The sequence below is a fragment of the Ruminococcus sp. XPD3002 genome (assembly GCA_900119535.1).
In the GTDB taxonomy this organism is placed as follows: Bacteria; Bacillota; Clostridia; order Oscillospirales; family Ruminococcaceae; genus Ruminococcus; species Ruminococcus flavefaciens_H.
In genome coordinates, this window is sequence record FPJT01000011.1 from 64,236 (window position 1) to 79,268 (window position 15,033).

Consider the following 15,033-nt stretch of genomic DNA (forward strand, 5'->3'; position numbering starts at 1 on the left):
CGCAGATTATGACTGTTTTTCCGATGTATAAGAATCTATTTTTACTGAATTTATCATTATGTCCTTGACCGGAAGCTTGTAAACGCCGTTGTTTTCGGTCTCAAGCTCTGAAAGCGCTTCTATTACCTCTATTCCCTCGTAGGTCTGACCGATAATGGTCATCTGCTGAGAAAAGTTCGGTATTCCGCCTTTTTCGATGAATGCATCGGCAAGCTCTTTCACCTGTGAGTTGTTGATGAGTTCGTTTTTCAGCTCGTCATCGAACTCTATAGTGTTGAGCATTGCGAAGCGGCTTCCGTTGTAGTATTTACCGCCGCCTGTGAGTTTTTCCTTGAAGGTGCGCTTGAGCTCGGTGTTCATCATGCATACAGCGCCTTTCAGCGGCCAGAGATCCTGACTCAGTTCACGCGGTATGCGCTCGTGAGAGGAATCTGCATCCTCGGGCATTGCGCCGTTCTTCTTGGGACATCCTGCTGCGGAGTAGACTCCGCTTTCGGAATTGAACACGTAGGTACCGTCGTAGTATCCGCTTTCTGCAAGGTCGGTGAAGTTCTTTACCGCCAGCGGTGAATACTGAGGATAGAGTACAAAACGGAATTCTCCAAGAGTTGTATCGACTATAGCGATAGGATCGCCTTCCTTCGGAGCTTCAAGCTGTACAAGCTTTATCGTTTCGGGATCGATGTTGATAGACTGGTCATTCTTTGCACGTTCGGTCTGAAGGAACAGCAATACTACTGTAAGTATACCCATTACGAGCGTAACTATAAGAATAAATTTCAGTATCCCGTTTGTTTTTTTCATATCGATCACCGCCTGTCAGATAAACTTTACCCTGTAAAAATCGCTAATACTATAATTATACATTATTTATTAATATTTGTCAACTTTTGTTTAAGCGGAGGTGTGATATCAGTTTAAGTTTTCACATGCATCTGACAAATGATCCCGAAAAAATGTATCCTCTGCGATATCTTCGGCGGGTTGGATTCCTCCTGCTATACCGGCAAAGTTAAACAGAACAAATTTTTCGTTTTTTATTGACTTTGATGTTAAAATCGTTTATACTTTAATTGCTGATATCCCTATGGATATCAGTATTTTATCCACAATGCTATGCGGTGATACCGCGGAAAAGAGGCCTGCTTGAAAACCGATGAGATACTTCTGCTTATTGCGGTTGTTTCGTTTATCATATTCGTCATATGGCTTGTACGGCGCAGAAAAGCTCCAGATATAACCAAGCTGTATGATCCTGTTCCTATCCTTACAGACCGTGAGTTCGAGTTCTATGAACGCCTAAGACCTGTGGCGGAGGAGTTCGGACTTCAGATATTTACTAAAATACGTCTCGCCGATCTCATAGTCCCCAAACCAAAGGCGGAGAATCCCTTCTGGATGGAGTGCTTCAACAAGATTCGCTCAAAGCATATAGATTTCGCCCTCGCTGACGAAAATGCCGCCATTGTCATGCTTATCGAGCTGGATGATTCCACCCATGACCGTCCCGACAGGGTGGAGCGTGACGATTTCGTAAATGCCGTTCTTGAAAACACCGGCTACATACTTATAAGGACTTACGGAGAGACCGATGAGATAGCAGAATTGCTCTCAGATTGAGAAAATCCGAGTTTTCGACACGGTAAGAAAATATTCCTTGACATACAACATTTTTTGCTCTATATTAAAAATGTATAAAGTTTTTCTGGAATTTTTTCGGAGGTGTTAAGTTGAAAAAGAAGCTTCTCATAGGTGATACAATAGACGGCTTCGGAAGCAGGATGGCTTCATGTTTTAACGGTATGGGAGCTGTGGCTTCTGTGTGCAGCAACAGATATTCCGAGTATCTGTCACGTCTTAAGAACGACCATTATGATTGTATGATCTGTACTTCGATAAACACTGATACGGAGATGTATCCATTCATCAGATCGGTGAGAAGTGAATTTCCCGATATGCTGATACTTGCTGCTTTATACGAAGTATCTGATGATTACTGCAAGGGACTTATCGATGCAGGTGCAGATAACTGTTTCAGACTTCCGTATTCCGTTACCGATATGTGTATATGGATCTGCGGGATGCTCGGTGAGGATACTGCCGAACTGCATCTGCCCGAGATATCAAGGATACTTGAAAAGAAAAAATTTCCTACCGATATGAACGGCTTTTCATATCTTTGTACTGCTGCTGAGATATGTATCAGAAAACCGGATATGCTTGAAAGTATAACAGATAAGCTTTACAGCAGGATAGCTGATAAAATGAATATTTCTGAAAAGCTTGTGGAACGTTCATTAAGGCACTATTCTTCCGCTTTGTTTGAAAAAGGACTGATACCTGTACTGTTTGATCAGGAGGTAGGACAGGCACTTACTAACCGTGAGCTTATCGCTCTTACCTGTGATCTTTTATCAACGGCACTGGTATTGTATTGATACATAACAGCAGTCATTAAAAAAGGCTGTACAGTTAAGGACGGTACCCTTATAGAAGTTTTTACACGTGATATTGAGGGAAACCCTTTTGAAAAAGGGTTCCTCTGACGGAGGCGGTCCCCTCTGTCACTGCGTGACATCTCCCCGCACTGCGGGGAGTCACCCTCAAACTCCCTTCCTAAAACTTTCGCCTTAAATTTTCAGCCTGATATATCCCTTAAAAAATTGCTGCTTATCATACATAGCAGCAAAGGGATATATCAGGCTGAAAATTTGGAGCAAAAAGTCTTTGGAAAAGGGGTACGGGGGAAGAACCTTTCCTCAGAAAGGTTTGCCCCCGATAATTACATATAAAGCTGCTATATGAGTACAACCCTTAGCTGTACAGTCTTTTTTTAATCTCTGAAGAATTCGCTTCGGTATTCGGTGACCGTCGCCTTGTCTCCGTAGCAGTCGATCTCTATATCGCCGTTATCCTGCAATGACAGTATCCTGAAGAACAGCAGTGAGTAGCTTACTGCATTTGTTATGATACTGAAATAGATTCGGATGCCCATTATATTTCCGAGCATACCGCCGAATATTATTCCGATGCATACTATTATCACAACTTCGAGAGCAGTCTTGTCGGGATCAAGCTGAAGGAATGTGAAGCAGACAAACCCCGAAAATGCTGCGTGTACTATCGCAAGTCCCAGTGAGAAGGGGCGATAGAAAGAATTGAATTCATATGCATTAAGTTCAAGGAACATCATGACCGCTTCAAGCAGTATGTATATTGAATAGCATACTTTCATCAGAGTTCTCATCCGGGCAGAAGTCGCTATGCAGAATGCCGATATTGCAAGGGCTATGAATCCGCATACCTCGATGATATATGCGATAACTTCAAGAACATTGGAAAATCCCGAACCATCTTCGTATGTGTTATAGTAGAGAAGACAGGTGAGTCCGAAGAACAGGAACAGGATATTTCCCGTAAGACCAAGGTTGAACCCTGTTTTTAGTCTTTCATGCATATAAGGCTCCTTATCCGAGAGCTTTCAGCGCTCTCTGTCCTATATCTTTTCTGAAATGTGCGCCTTCAAAGCTTATGGTGCTTACTCCCTTGTATGCGGTATCAAGAGCCTCCTGAAGAGTTTCACCCTTTGCTGTAACTCCGATAACTCTTCCGCCGTTTGTAAGGAATTCGCCGTTTTCGCCGAGCTTTGTACCAGCATGGTATACGAAGCAGCCCTTTGTCTGTCCCTTGTCGTCAAATCCGTTCATTACTATGCCCTTCGGGTAGCTTTCGGGATATCCGCCGCTTGCCATGACTACGCATGCACAGCTTCCCTTATGCCACTTGATATCCACCTTGTCAAGCTCGTGGTTGTATATAGCCTCGAATATCTCATAGAGGTCGGCATCAAGCATAGGGAGAACAACCTGAGTCTCGGGATCGCCGAAACGGCAGTTGTATTCGATGACCTTTGGTCCCTTTGGTGTGAGCATGAGTCCGAAATAGAGGCATCCCTCAAATGTTCTGCCTTCGGCGTTCATAGCGTTCATAGTCGGGAGGAATATCTTCTCCATGCACTCCTTTGCTATGTCCTCTGTGTAGTATGGGTTAGGTGAAACTGTACCCATACCGCCCGTATTGAGTCCCTTATCGCCGTCAAGAGCGCGCTTGTGGTCCATAGATGATATCATCGGAACCATAGTCTTTCCGTCTGTGAAGCTGAGCACGGATACCTCGGGACCTGTAAGGAATTCCTCGATAACTATACGTGAACTGCTCTTGCCGAATTTCAGCTCGTCTATCATCTCGTGTACTGCCTTTACGGCTTCGTCCTCGTCCTGAGCGATGATAACGCCTTTTCCAAGTGCAAGACCGTCAGCCTTGATAACTGCGGGATAGCTGTTCTGCTTTTTCAGGTAAGCAATGGCGCTTTCGGAATCTGTGAAGACCTCGTAGAATGCTGTAGGGATATCGTACTTCTTCATGAGCTCTTTCGAGAATACCTTCGAGCCTTCGATTATAGCCGCATTTGCCTTTGGTCCGAATGTCATGAAGCCTTCCTTCTGAAGTGCATCCACCATTCCGAGTACAAGGGGATCATCGGGAGCAACAACTACCATATCAGGCTTAAGCTCCTTTGCAAGAGCAACAACTCCGTCAACATCGGTAGCACCTACGCTGAAACACTCGGCATACTTTGATATACCGCCGTTTCCGGGGGTGCAGTAAAGCTTTCCTACCTTCGGGCTCTCTGCAAGCTTCATGATAATGGCGTGTTCACGGCCGCCACCGCCGACTACTAATACGTTTTTCATTGGGGTATTCCTCCTGTATGTGAAATAGTTATTGTGCCTTTACAGTTATTCCGTCAAGCATTTCGGCTGCATCAGCTTCGCCGATATCCTTCTGATAGACCGCACTGACTGCATAGGTGTATTTACCGCTGTCGAACCAGTAAAAGTCAAAACATTCGGGATGTTCGTTATTATTATATAAGTCGTATTCGTAACAGATGTGCTCACATTCCGAGCCGAACCTGTTCTGCTTGTCCCTTGTCAGGCCAGTGTATTTATCGGGATCTTCCATTAACGAATCGTATTTCTTGTCTGCAAGTTCCGAAGCAGGACTGCCATTTTCCATTACCTTGACAGTGACCATAGGTATGTCGATATTATCGGGATCATCTGCTTCGGCATAGCGCTCCAGAATACTCAGGACGATACTTTTGTCCCCGAGGACTGCTTCTTCGGTTTTGTCGGTGCATCCGAATTTCGAGCCTGTATCGATGCTCAGCATCGCATAGTCATACACTGTGGGTTTGTCGGCAATATGGAAATCACCTGTATATTCCGCACTTTTTGCTATGGTATCCATTACCTTTCTGAACTTTTCAGCCTTTTTTTCATTGCATGAACTGTCGATACGAAGAAAGCGGGTGTCTGTTCCGAGTATGTATGAAAGTCCTACAGTGGGTTCATCTACGACATCGAACTCAGATGAACGAACCCAGCATGTATACTTACAGCCTTCGAGCTTTTTGGTCTCTCCGTCTGTTTCGTAATAGCTTAAGAATTTACCTGCCAGTTCGGGTGTGCAGTTATAGCTGTCGGTGCTGACAGTTATTTCCTCACCAAGATATGAGAAGTTGTATGAGGTCTCGTCACCTTCTATAAACTTTACACTCTTTGGTACGCTGAAGCTGTAGTCTCCGTTATCGTACTGAACTGTGGCTGTATTATTGTAGATGCTGAGGCTTTTGATAAGCGCTATGGCGGCGACCGCTGTTACAGCGCCTAATCCGATAATGAGTTTTTTCATTTTTCATCCTGTTATCTTATAGGTTTATTTGAATGTTGTGTTGTCCATGAGTTTCTGAATGTCTGCTGCAACTGTTCCGTCGTCTTCTGCAGGTATGCTTGTGGTAACACACCAGATTATACTGCCCTTTTCAAAGTAGTATTCTGTACAGTGGTATGAGAAGACATCCTCTGTATCATAGGTCACAGTAAATGCCTTTTCGCCGAATATCTCGTCTGTACCGTGTGATACTTCCTTTTTCATAAGGTCTTCGCTGTATTTGTCAAAGGCGTTGTTCGCCATTTTGTTAGCTGTGTTGAAGTCACGCATCTTTACGGCTTTAAGCGAGTATTTCGACTTAGCCTTGCTGAACGAATCGGTATGTGCGTACATGAAGTTGATTACCTGGAACGCAGAATCCGAAAGGTCGGTATCCTCGTTCTGTGCGGCATACCACTCGGGTTCGTGGTATACCGATACATAATCGTTCTCAACGGTCTCGGCTTCGGTTGGAAGAAGCGTCTCTCCTGTGTACTCCGAGGCACTGAGGATATAGTCCGCATAAGCCTTGCTTACTTCCTGAAGTCCGTCGGGATAGCTCATTGCGATGTTGAGAAGGGATACTTCCTTCACCGCATTGTATGTGTCGGTGTGGTAGCACTGCGTAACGTTCGGATCGTTTTCGTCAGCTGCGTATTCCACAGTGTATACGACCGAACAATCGTATTTGTCATGCTTGAAATGCTCCCATGATACGGGAGTATCAGCTTCTACGCAGGTATTGATGTATTCAACTGCGTTGGCATCGGCATTCATGTTGAGCGACATAGTCTCGCTTATGCCTATCATTATGGGGAAGCTCTTGGCTGTAAATACCAGATCAAAGCCCTCCATATCGGACTTTGTAAGCTCGCTGCTGAGCGAGAAGCTGAAATTATCTGTGCTGTACTGTGTTTCTCCGCCTTTGCTTCTGATAGTTTCCGCCGTAAAAGCATTCTCGGAGCTTTTTTTCTCTGAGGATGAAGAACATCCCACAGATACTGCTGCCGCAAATACAGCAGCGATCAATAATGCGGAGGCATTACGTATTTTCATGAGTAAGATCTCCTTTATTATGCAGTGAGCAGGACTCAGCGCATATGGTTGAAATGCCTTACTTCGTCGATACCCAGTGCCGCTGAGGTACATACAAGTACCAGCGCTGCTATATGAAGGATACCGAAGAAAAAGGTGAAGTATTCATTTGAGTGTATCATCCAGCGTTCGGATTCATGACTCAGTGAAGAAAACTGAGAGATAACACGTGAAAGTGCATGCTCGGCAAGGAAGCCTCCAAGCCAGAGCAGAGGAGCTGCCCTGAATGTACGTTTGCAGCGCTTTGCTGAATAGCCTGCATCCACGCAGCCAACAGTATACAAAAGGAACGGACACCATACCAGCTCGGATATGCAGAGGAAGAATATATTCTTTCCCGATATGAATGCATCGGGGTGGAGCTCCTTCATATGTGCGCCCCCGATGCCGCTGAAAATGAGTCCCGAAAAGATAAAGCAGATCATACAAATAAGTATGTACGCCGCGCACAGGGCGGCAGCAAGTACGTATATCTTACGTAAAGAAAGCGATTTATATTTCATGATATTTCCTTACTTTCGGAGATAAAGGGACGAACATAGTCCGTCCCTTCAGGTTTATCAGTGATGGAACAGACGGATGCCTGTGAATGCCATAGCGATGTTGTACTTATTGCATGTCTCGATAACATTGTCGTCACGGATAGAACCGCCGGGCTCTGCAATGTACTCTACGCCTGACTTCTTAGCGCGCTCGATGTTGTCGCCGAATGGGAAGAACGCATCTGAACCAAGGCATACTCCTGTGTTCTTTGCAAGCCATGCCTTCTTTTCCTCGCGTGTGAATACAGCAGGCTTTACCTTGAAGATACGCTGCCACTCGCCCTCGCGGAGAACGTCCTCGTACTCGTCGCCGATGTATACATCGATAGCGTTGTCACGGTCTGCACGGCGGATATCGTCTACGAACTGAAGTCCCATTACCTGCGGGGACTGTCTCAGCCACCAGTTATCAGCCTTCTGACCTGCAAGACGTGTGCAGTGGATACGGGACTGCTGTCCTGCACCGATACCTATAGCCTGACCGTCCTTGACGTAGCATACAGAGTTGGACTGTGTGTATTTCAGTGTGATAAGTGAGATGAGAAGGTCATCCTTCTTGTCATCGGGGATATCCTTGTTATCTGTTACAACGTTTGCAAGAAGCTCGCGGTTGATATCGAGCTCGTTGCGTCCCTGCTCGAAGGAAACGCCGTATACCTGCTTTGTCTCGATAGGAGCAGGCTTGTAGTTCTCATCCATCTTGAGGATGCAGTATGTGCCCTTTCTCTTGGACTTGAGTATCTCAAGAGCCTCGGGATCGTAGTCGGGAGCGATAATGCCGTCCGATACCTCGCGCTGTATCATCTTTGCTGTGCATACGTCCACCTTATCGGAAAGAGCGATAAAATCGCCGTATGAGGACATTCTGTCTGCACCTCTTGCTCTTGCGTAAGCGCTTGCAAGGGGTGAAAGCTCGCCCAGATCGTCTACCCAGTAGATCTTTTTGAGATCGTCGCTGAGCGGTCTGCCGATAGCTGCACCGGCAGGTGAAACGTGCTTGAAGGATGTTGCTGCACACATACCTGTAGCAGCCTTCAGCTCCTTAACGAGCTGCCAGCCGTTGAATGCGTCAAGAAGGTTGATATAGCCGGGCTTTCCGCAGAGAACTTCGATAGGAAGCTCGCTTCCGTCAGCCATATAAACTCTTGAAGGCTTCTGATTTGGGTTACAGCCGTATTTTAACTGCATTTCATTTGACATGATAATGTCCTCCTTAAAATATATTTATTGTATCGAGCATCAAAGCTCTTCATATTCGTATGTAGTTTTTGTTACGTTCTCGGTCTCGTCATCCTTGTAGGTAGATGTTACATGGACAAGTCGTCCGCTGCTGTCGAATTCGCGCTCATACAGCATCGTGTTATATACGGAACCGTCCGGATTATATGAGATATCCTCGGTACGGCATTCTTTGCCGCTTGCGGGATCGTATTCACGGTGTGTTTCGCTTCTTTTATAGCTGCCGTTTTCTGTGTTTTCGCTTATCGTGATCTCGGTGAGGATCCTGTTTTCGCTGTCATATGTGTATTTTTCAGTTCTGAAAAGCGCACCGCTGGCGGTATAGCTGCGTACAGCGAGCCTGTTTCCGTTATCATCGTAATCACAGTCGGAATAGTCAGATACTACATTTGAAAGCAGTTCATCTGTTCCTGTTTTATAATAGCTGGAATCTTCAAGGATGATATTGTCATACTCATCATACTTGTATTTTACTTCCCAGCTGATAATGCCGTCATCGACGTTCTTTACGTTGATCTCACGGCCTTTGTCGTCGTATTCATAATACGTTTCGGAAAGCTGGTAATCTTCAAGGTCATACTTGTAAGTTGGATCGCCTTTGTCGTTATACTCGTACCTGAGATTTTCATCTACAGTTTCTTCACCGTCGGAACCCACATTGATGATAAGCACAGGATCGTCATGATCGTTGCGGTATTCTATACTGACGGTTGTGATTTCGTCGCGGTATTCTGTCGTTATGGTGACCTTTGTAACTGCATCCGCAGGTATCTCGTCCGAGAGCTCAGGCAGTTCAAAAGGCTCCGTTTCCTCGGGAAAGGAGAGATCAAGATCAGGTGACTCTTCGTTTACCTCGTCAGCTGATGCCTCAGAGGACTTGCCTGATGTTTCAGCAGATGATATTTCTGAGTCGGGACCTTTGTCTGTGCAGCCTGCTGTGCATAAGATACATGCAAGACTGAGCAGTAAAGCGGTGATGCGTTGTCTGTTAGTGCGATAGTTTTTCATTTACCCCGATAAACCTCCATTGTTATAAAGCCTCATATTCGTAAGTCTGTTTTATTACATTCTGAGTGCTGCTATCTTTGTAGGTCTTTGTTGCCTGAGTTACTCTGCCGCTGTCATCAAACTCTCGCTCAATTATGACCGTTGAGTATATAGAGCCGTCCTTTTTATATTTTACAGTCTCTTCAAGGGAAGGAAGCTTGTTGTCAGGGACGTATTCGTACTTTCTCTCGGTAGTTTGGTAATCATCGTCGGGATCAAAGTCCTCTTTTACCGCTTTCTCCGTGAGTCTCTGTCCCTCGGAGTTGTAGGTGTAGCTGTACGTTTTGGACAGGGAACCGTCACTTTTATGTTCGCGGGCAGTGATGAGATTTCCTTCGCTGTCGTAATCACAGTCGGAAAAATCGTCGGTGAAAACGGACATTATTTCGCCTGTAGTATCGTCATAATAGGTAGACTCGTTCAGCAGCAGATTGCCGTATTTATCATATTCGTATCTGCTTTCCCAGCTCAGTTTGCCGTTCTTGGTACACTTCATAGCTGTGTATCTGTTTTCACTGTCGTATTCCGTTGTGGTCTCGTTAAGACTTGATTCTGACAGCTCCCATTCGTAAGTATAGTCGCCGTTGTCGTTATACTTGTATCTGTAGTTTCTTGCAGCTTTGAGAACGTTATCAGAGTCCGGCTCCATTAAAAGCAGTGGATGGTCATGCTCGTCATTGTACTCAACTCTTACGATACGTGTTTCGTCGCCTGTTGTCTCGGAAATTGTGACTTTGGTGACTGCTTCCGCAGGTATCTCGTCCGAGAGCTCAGGCAGTTCAAAAGGCTCCTCTTCCCCAGGAAAGGAGAGATCAAGATCAGGTGACTCTTCACTTTCCTCAGCAGCTGATGCCTCAGAGGACTTGCCTGATGTTTCAGCAGATGATATTGCTGAGTCGGGCCCCTTGTCTGTGCAGCCTGCTGTGCATAAGATACATGCAAGGCTGAGCAGTAAAGCAGCGATTCGTTGTCTGTTAGTGCGATTATTATTCATTTTCCCCGATAATGTCCTCCTTTTTTATCTCATGGACCTGTTCATTCCGTATGCGAACATTCCTGCTGCCCAGCCTATTACTCCAAGCAAAAACAGTATCGCATACCATTTCAGTATCGTTTTTCCCCGTGAAGGCTGCCTGCACATCTCACGCATCTCACTGCTGAGCGGCTCTGTATAGCCTATAGCTATTGGTCCGCCGATAAACAGCGCTCCGCCTATGAACAGACTCAGTATACTGACTTCGCCTAATGCCGACGATATCCATGTACCAATGCTGCACAGAAAGTTCAGCGCCGCTATTGCTCCGGATACTATCTTCCACTTTTTCAGCTCTCTGATATAGTGTATATCCTCCGATGCAGAAGCTTCCGCACTGACTGCTGCCGTCGCTTTTTTCAGATACAGCTTCGCTCCGCATGAGGGGCAATAGCTCTCATACTTCCCGATGCGTACCTTCGCGTCTCCGCCGCACTCCTGACAGCGTACTGTCTCATATTCCATTTTTTCGCAGATCTTCGGTCAGTTGTTCTTGTTAACTATGCGAGTCTCCTCTGTACCTGTTTCGAGGTTCACGTAGCGGACAAAGAGTGATACCTTGTTGTCAGCGTTGAGGTTGTTCCAGAGCATGTCTGTGAACTCGTCGATGCTGCCGCTGATGCCTACGAGCTTTGGCTCGCCCTCGAAGCTCGGAAGCGGTGAACCGTCACCCATGTATGTGTGGATGAAGTGTCCCTCGCCTGCGATAGGATTGTTGTAGCTGAATGTGTATCTCTGACATGACTCGGGATTGCCGTTAGCGCTCTTGAGTATGGACATTGCGTAGTTGAAGCCCTTGTCGTCGAAACGGAGTATTCCTGAGATACGAGGTGTATAGTTAGGAGCATCGTCCTCGAATTCGCGTGTGCGGAGGGACTGCTCAAATGTGAACTGCTTGTCCATGAGCTCGTAGATAGTATCGGTCTGGTCGCCGTTTGTTACGATGAGCTTGTTGCCGAGTACTCTTACGGGAGCGTAGATTATAAGGTGGGGATCAGTGAGCTTTGAAGGATCGAAAGCCTCTGTGCGGATGCCTCTGCCTTCCTCGATGAATACGCGGTTGCGGCTGTTCTCACTTCTGCCCATGATGAAGTATGCTGTAACTGCGTATTTTCCGCAGTCTGATTTACCTATAACGATACCTCTTCCGGGGTATGCGTTTGAACTGAGTTCTTTTGCAAGATCAAGCTTTATCATAGTGATAACTCCTTTCGGTCATTTGATGAAGAATGTATATATGCAGTCTGCGATCACTGTCACAAGCAGAGCAGCTGCGATGATGTTTATTGTTTTTCGGCTCGGCTTGGAGAGGAGCCGGTCATATAAAGGCTGTATCGCATACATGAATAGCAGTCCGCCGAGTCCGAAACGGACAGAGGTGGAAAGGGCGATACGTGCCTGATAATTGTACTTGTAATCGGCGTAGGTCTGCCACGGCCAGCTTCCTGTGGCTGCTTCGAGTATGTAACTGGCGGCAAGCTCGATAAGCGTTGCAACTGCCATGCACCCGACGAATATTATCAGCGGTTTGACTATATTCAGCCATTTCAAGTCCTTCTTCCGCATAAGTGCGCCGAAGCACAGCAGGAAGGTGAGTGCGCCTACACCGTATACGGGACAGTAGGGACCGAAGAGAACTCCTCTGTTTGTGAAGCCCCAGCGGTATACTACAACTTCAAGGAAAACCTCATAGCACCAGCCCAGTATCGCATACAGCCAGAAGCAGATGAACAGCTGGGGGACGGTGCGCTTTTTTTCAGCAGTTTTTTTCATATCCGTATTTTTCACATATAGATGTTTAGCAGTATAACTGTTGTTTTATGAGAGACGGTCCTTTGCGGCCGCTGTTTTATATGTATCAGCTTTTAACGTAAGCCTTGCCGTCGATTATTTCTATCTTGTCCTGACAGAACAAGGATACAGCTTCGGGGAGAAGCTTCCACTCGACGTTTTCCATGATACGGCGCTGAAGTGTTTCGGGAGTGTCGTCCCTTTCAACGTTTACCGTACCCTGTAATATTATAGCGCCTGCATCAGCTTCCTCGTTGACGAAATGTATCGTAGCTCCGCTTACCTTTACGCCGTATGCAAGAGCCGCTTCGTGTACTTTAAGTCCGTAGAAGCCCTCTCCGCAGAAGGAGGGAATGAGTGCAGGGTGGACGTTTATTATCCTGTAGGGATAGGCTTTTGTAACGCACTCGTCAAGTATGGTCATAAAGCCTGCAAGTACCACAAGGTCAGCTTTTTCTTCGTTGAGTGCATCAAGTATAGCCTTGCTGTAGCTCACGCTGTCGGAGTATTCCCTGCGTGGGATGACTCTCGAGGGGATATCTGCGTTCTTTGCCCTTTCAAGAGCATACACGCCTTCCTTTGAGGAGATAACGCAGGTTATTTTTCCGCCCTTGATGATGCCTGACTTTTCAGCATCGATAAGAGCCTGAAGATTAGTTCCGCCGCCCGAAACGAGAACAACTATATTTTTCATTGGTATCACTTCCTGATAATTGAAGTTCAGACTATTATCTCCAGAACTATGCCGAGTATCACAAGCAGCGCTCCGCCAACGGCAGCCGCTGCGCCTCCGAGGTCTATCTTCTGCTCCTCGTCTGCGAACCAGAATTTATCGGGGACGACGGGGTTGACTCTTACGAGCGCCTTTTCACCCACATCGTGCTTGATGAGATATCTCTCGGTATAGCGTCTGTGGACGACCTGTCTGGAGTGTCCGTCATTTTTTTGTATTACAGCGATAGGAGCGTAAAGTCTTCTCATTACGTGTCCTCTCAGCTTTATTTTGTCATCTATTCCTGTTACTTCTGCAGGATATGTCTCGGCGTTGTCTATCTCCTTCTTTCTTACCCAGCAGAAAAATAAGCCGCCTGCAAGAAAAAATAAGCCAAACAGCGAGAATGCGATCATTATGATGACCTCCTGTTATTCGGGGAACTGTACATGTCCCGGTATTATTTCTGTATCGTCATAGGAAAGAGGGATGTTCTCGTCGATTATCTGCTGACCGTAAATATCGGTTATGCGGAATGTGAAGGGACCTTTGCCCATTTCCATTGACTCGAAGTAATTGTAGGGACGGCGCTGTATCTCTACGAATTCGCCGTCTTTAAGGTATTCCAGCTTTGTTATGGGGTAGCGGTGGTTCCTAACCTGTATACCGCACCAGAATTCGGTAGTTCCAACCTTGTACTTGTAGCATACGGGAGCGTCCGCAGCTGTATCAAGGGGGACTATCTTCCAGCTTACAGGTACTCTGCCCTTCTCTACGGGAGCTATAAGCGGAAATGCATCGGTATAGAGGTCAAGATCTCCCTTTTTGCCCTCGGGGAGCTCATCCGTTACCAGCATATTTATGGTGCCCAGTTCGCCTGTAACTTCAAGATATGCACCTGCAAGCTGAGCTTCGTTATAATCGGCGTGGTTCATTGCGACTATCCAGTAATCGTGTGAAACGGGATCAAGCATTGCGTGTCCGCCCACATAGCCTCCGCCGTAGAATGTGCCTTCACCTGTATGTACGGTGCCCTTTGGTTCGAGGATGCAGCTTTCGTCTATAGTGACTTCGGTCGTTATAGGAGTGGTCGTCTCGTCAGTGAAGCCTTTTCCGTGATTCAGAAGGAAGTCTGAAAGCAGTTTCAGCTTCGCTTCGGACAGACCTGTCTGACGTGCAGCCACCAGATCAAATGTGTTGACGATCCCGTCGCCGTTTATATCCATTGCCGTTTTCTGTGCGGAATCCGCAGTTACAGCTGTTGAGGAAAGTATGATCGCAGCGGCAGAGATCACGGAAATGATCGCTTTTTTCATAGTATCCACCTCGCATTATATATGAAAATGGAAGTAGATCAGCACGATGCCGATTAATATTATGATCGAGGCTGCAACGAATTTATAGGCTGCTTCACGCAGTCTGAAGCCTCTTTGAGAACCGTAGTAGCAGGTCTGGGGAGAGTACTGATCGTATCTTATGGGAATGGTATTTCCGTTCTCAAAGGCGTAAAGGCAGTCCTTATATACGGAAGACATCGCCTTGCAGTAAGGCAGCGCAGTCTTAACGTCCATGCCCTCTTCCGTGCGGAAAAGGAGCTGAGGACTGTATTCACGTCCTATGATAGGGATAAAGTGCCATAAATGAACAGTATACTTTTTGTTTATTGCCGTAACTTCGGCGTCCGCAGGGAGGTATTCCGCTTCGGCTGCCATTTTCCGGCGGCATTGCAGTATACCTGCGGCAATGAGACATATACCCGCTGCTATCAGGACTATGCCCGATATGATGAGAAGGTACAT

Annotated in this window: 18 protein-coding genes; 2 read left to right on the plus strand and 16 right to left on the minus strand. The window is 46.3% G+C overall.

Going from position 1 to position 15,033, the window contains the following annotated elements; translation table 11 throughout:
* Positions 1-6 precede the first annotated feature (6 nt).
* Entirely contained in the window at positions 7-804 is a 798-nt protein-coding gene (locus BT127_RS10940) for a peptidylprolyl isomerase (RefSeq protein ID WP_075425038.1), read from the minus strand.
* Between the two features lie 342 nt (positions 805-1,146).
* On the opposite strand from BT127_RS10940, the gene BT127_RS10945 reads away from it, so the two are divergent.
* Positions 1,147-1,620 (plus strand): DUF2726 domain-containing protein, encoded by a 474-nt coding sequence (locus tag BT127_RS10945; protein WP_075425039.1) that lies wholly within the window; start codon positions 1,147-1,149, stop codon positions 1,618-1,620.
* A gap of 110 nt (positions 1,621-1,730) precedes the next feature.
* Positions 1,731-2,438, plus strand: a complete 708-nt coding sequence (locus tag BT127_RS10950; protein ID WP_075425040.1) for a sporulation initiation factor Spo0A C-terminal domain-containing protein — start codon at positions 1,731-1,733, stop codon at positions 2,436-2,438.
* 395 nt (positions 2,439-2,833) lie between these two features.
* Here the strand turns inward: BT127_RS10950 and BT127_RS10955 are convergent, their stop codons facing one another.
* The 15 genes from BT127_RS10955 to BT127_RS11025 all read right to left on the minus strand — a co-directional run bounded on the left by BT127_RS10955 (position 2,834) and on the right by BT127_RS11025 (position 15,033).
* A complete protein-coding gene (locus BT127_RS10955; RefSeq protein ID WP_075425041.1) occupies positions 2,834-3,457 on the minus strand; it encodes a hypothetical protein in 624 nt (207 codons plus the stop codon).
* A 10-nt stretch (positions 3,458-3,467) separates the two neighbouring features.
* On the minus strand, positions 3,468-4,754 hold the full coding sequence (gene purD / locus BT127_RS10960) for a phosphoribosylamine--glycine ligase (RefSeq protein WP_075425042.1): 1,287 nt from the start codon (positions 4,752-4,754) through the stop codon (positions 3,468-3,470).
* Between the two features lie 28 nt (positions 4,755-4,782).
* The gene (locus tag BT127_RS10965; protein ID WP_075425043.1) at positions 4,783-5,757 is read right to left on the minus strand and encodes a hypothetical protein; all 975 of its coding nucleotides are present in this window, start codon (positions 5,755-5,757) and stop codon (positions 4,783-4,785) included.
* A gap of 24 nt (positions 5,758-5,781) precedes the next feature.
* The gene (locus tag BT127_RS10970) at positions 5,782-6,831 is read right to left on the minus strand and encodes a hypothetical protein (RefSeq protein WP_075425044.1); all 1,050 of its coding nucleotides are present in this window, start codon (positions 6,829-6,831) and stop codon (positions 5,782-5,784) included.
* Between the two features lie 35 nt (positions 6,832-6,866).
* Entirely contained in the window at positions 6,867-7,373 is a 507-nt protein-coding gene (locus BT127_RS10975) for a hypothetical protein (protein WP_075425045.1), read from the minus strand.
* A gap of 57 nt (positions 7,374-7,430) precedes the next feature.
* A complete protein-coding gene (locus BT127_RS10980; RefSeq protein ID WP_075425046.1) occupies positions 7,431-8,612 on the minus strand; it encodes a phosphoribosylaminoimidazolecarboxamide formyltransferase in 1,182 nt (393 codons plus the stop codon).
* A 39-nt stretch (positions 8,613-8,651) separates the two neighbouring features.
* Entirely contained in the window at positions 8,652-9,659 is a 1,008-nt protein-coding gene (locus BT127_RS10985) for a hypothetical protein (RefSeq protein ID WP_075425047.1), read from the minus strand.
* A 22-nt stretch (positions 9,660-9,681) separates the two neighbouring features.
* Positions 9,682-10,692: a hypothetical protein gene (locus BT127_RS10990; protein ID WP_075425048.1), complete on the minus strand. Its 1,011-nt coding sequence runs from the start codon at positions 10,690-10,692 to the stop codon at positions 9,682-9,684.
* 24 nt (positions 10,693-10,716) lie between these two features.
* Positions 10,717-11,196 carry a hypothetical protein gene (locus tag BT127_RS10995; RefSeq protein ID WP_075425049.1) on the minus strand — a complete coding sequence of 160 codons (480 nt, stop codon included), beginning with the start codon at positions 11,194-11,196 and terminating at the stop codon, positions 10,717-10,719.
* Positions 11,197-11,214: 18 nt separating this feature from the next.
* Positions 11,215-11,928 carry an IMP cyclohydrolase gene (locus BT127_RS11000; RefSeq protein ID WP_075425050.1) on the minus strand — a complete coding sequence of 238 codons (714 nt, stop codon included), beginning with the start codon at positions 11,926-11,928 and terminating at the stop codon, positions 11,215-11,217.
* A gap of 18 nt (positions 11,929-11,946) precedes the next feature.
* Positions 11,947-12,504, minus strand: coding sequence for a putative ABC transporter permease (locus tag BT127_RS11005; RefSeq protein ID WP_075425051.1), 558 nt, complete (start codon positions 12,502-12,504; stop codon positions 11,947-11,949).
* An 85-nt stretch (positions 12,505-12,589) separates the two neighbouring features.
* Entirely contained in the window at positions 12,590-13,216 is a 627-nt protein-coding gene (gene purN, locus BT127_RS11010) for a phosphoribosylglycinamide formyltransferase (protein ID WP_075425052.1), read from the minus strand.
* 26 nt (positions 13,217-13,242) lie between these two features.
* Positions 13,243-13,650: a DUF3592 domain-containing protein gene (locus BT127_RS11015; RefSeq protein WP_075425053.1), complete on the minus strand. Its 408-nt coding sequence runs from the start codon at positions 13,648-13,650 to the stop codon at positions 13,243-13,245.
* 15 nt (positions 13,651-13,665) lie between these two features.
* Positions 13,666-14,550 (minus strand): expansin EXLX1 family cellulose-binding protein, encoded by an 885-nt coding sequence (locus BT127_RS11020; RefSeq protein ID WP_075425054.1) that lies wholly within the window; start codon positions 14,548-14,550, stop codon positions 13,666-13,668.
* Between the two features lie 15 nt (positions 14,551-14,565).
* The gene (locus BT127_RS11025; protein WP_075425055.1) at positions 14,566-15,033 is read right to left on the minus strand and encodes a DUF3592 domain-containing protein; all 468 of its coding nucleotides are present in this window, start codon (positions 15,031-15,033) and stop codon (positions 14,566-14,568) included.

What these genes read in the sequence shown, in the direction of transcription:
- BT127_RS10940 (WP_075425038.1), bottom strand. Translation starts at nt 804, where the DNA reads ATGAAAAAAACAAACGGGATACTGAAATTTATTCTTATAGTTACGCTC.
- BT127_RS10955 (WP_075425041.1), bottom strand. Translation starts at nt 3,457, where the DNA reads ATGCATGAAAGACTAAAAACAGGGTTCAACCTTGGTCTTACGGGAAAT.
- purD (WP_075425042.1), bottom strand. Translation starts at nt 4,754, where the DNA reads ATGAAAAACGTATTAGTAGTCGGCGGTGGCGGCCGTGAACACGCCATT.
- BT127_RS10965 (WP_075425043.1), bottom strand. Translation starts at nt 5,757, where the DNA reads ATGAAAAAACTCATTATCGGATTAGGCGCTGTAACAGCGGTCGCCGCC.
- BT127_RS10970 (WP_075425044.1), bottom strand. Translation starts at nt 6,831, where the DNA reads ATGAAAATACGTAATGCCTCCGCATTATTGATCGCTGCTGTATTTGCG.
- BT127_RS10975 (WP_075425045.1), bottom strand. Translation starts at nt 7,373, where the DNA reads ATGAAATATAAATCGCTTTCTTTACGTAAGATATACGTACTTGCTGCC.
- BT127_RS10980 (WP_075425046.1), bottom strand. Translation starts at nt 8,612, where the DNA reads ATGTCAAATGAAATGCAGTTAAAATACGGCTGTAACCCAAATCAGAAG.
- BT127_RS10985 (WP_075425047.1), bottom strand. Translation starts at nt 9,659, where the DNA reads ATGAAAAACTATCGCACTAACAGACAACGCATCACCGCTTTACTGCTC.
- BT127_RS10990 (WP_075425048.1), bottom strand. Translation starts at nt 10,692, where the DNA reads ATGAATAATAATCGCACTAACAGACAACGAATCGCTGCTTTACTGCTC.
- BT127_RS10995 (WP_075425049.1), bottom strand. Translation starts at nt 11,196, where the DNA reads ATGGAATATGAGACAGTACGCTGTCAGGAGTGCGGCGGAGACGCGAAG.
- BT127_RS11000 (WP_075425050.1), bottom strand. Translation starts at nt 11,928, where the DNA reads ATGATAAAGCTTGATCTTGCAAAAGAACTCAGTTCAAACGCATACCCC.
- BT127_RS11005 (WP_075425051.1), bottom strand. Translation starts at nt 12,504, where the DNA reads ATGAAAAAAACTGCTGAAAAAAAGCGCACCGTCCCCCAGCTGTTCATC.
- purN (WP_075425052.1), bottom strand. Translation starts at nt 13,216, where the DNA reads ATGAAAAATATAGTTGTTCTCGTTTCGGGCGGCGGAACTAATCTTCAG.
- BT127_RS11015 (WP_075425053.1), bottom strand. Translation starts at nt 13,650, where the DNA reads ATGATCGCATTCTCGCTGTTTGGCTTATTTTTTCTTGCAGGCGGCTTA.
- BT127_RS11020 (WP_075425054.1), bottom strand. Translation starts at nt 14,550, where the DNA reads ATGAAAAAAGCGATCATTTCCGTGATCTCTGCCGCTGCGATCATACTT.
- BT127_RS11025 (WP_075425055.1), bottom strand. Translation starts at nt 15,033, where the DNA reads ATGTACCTTCTCATCATATCGGGCATAGTCCTGATAGCAGCGGGTATA.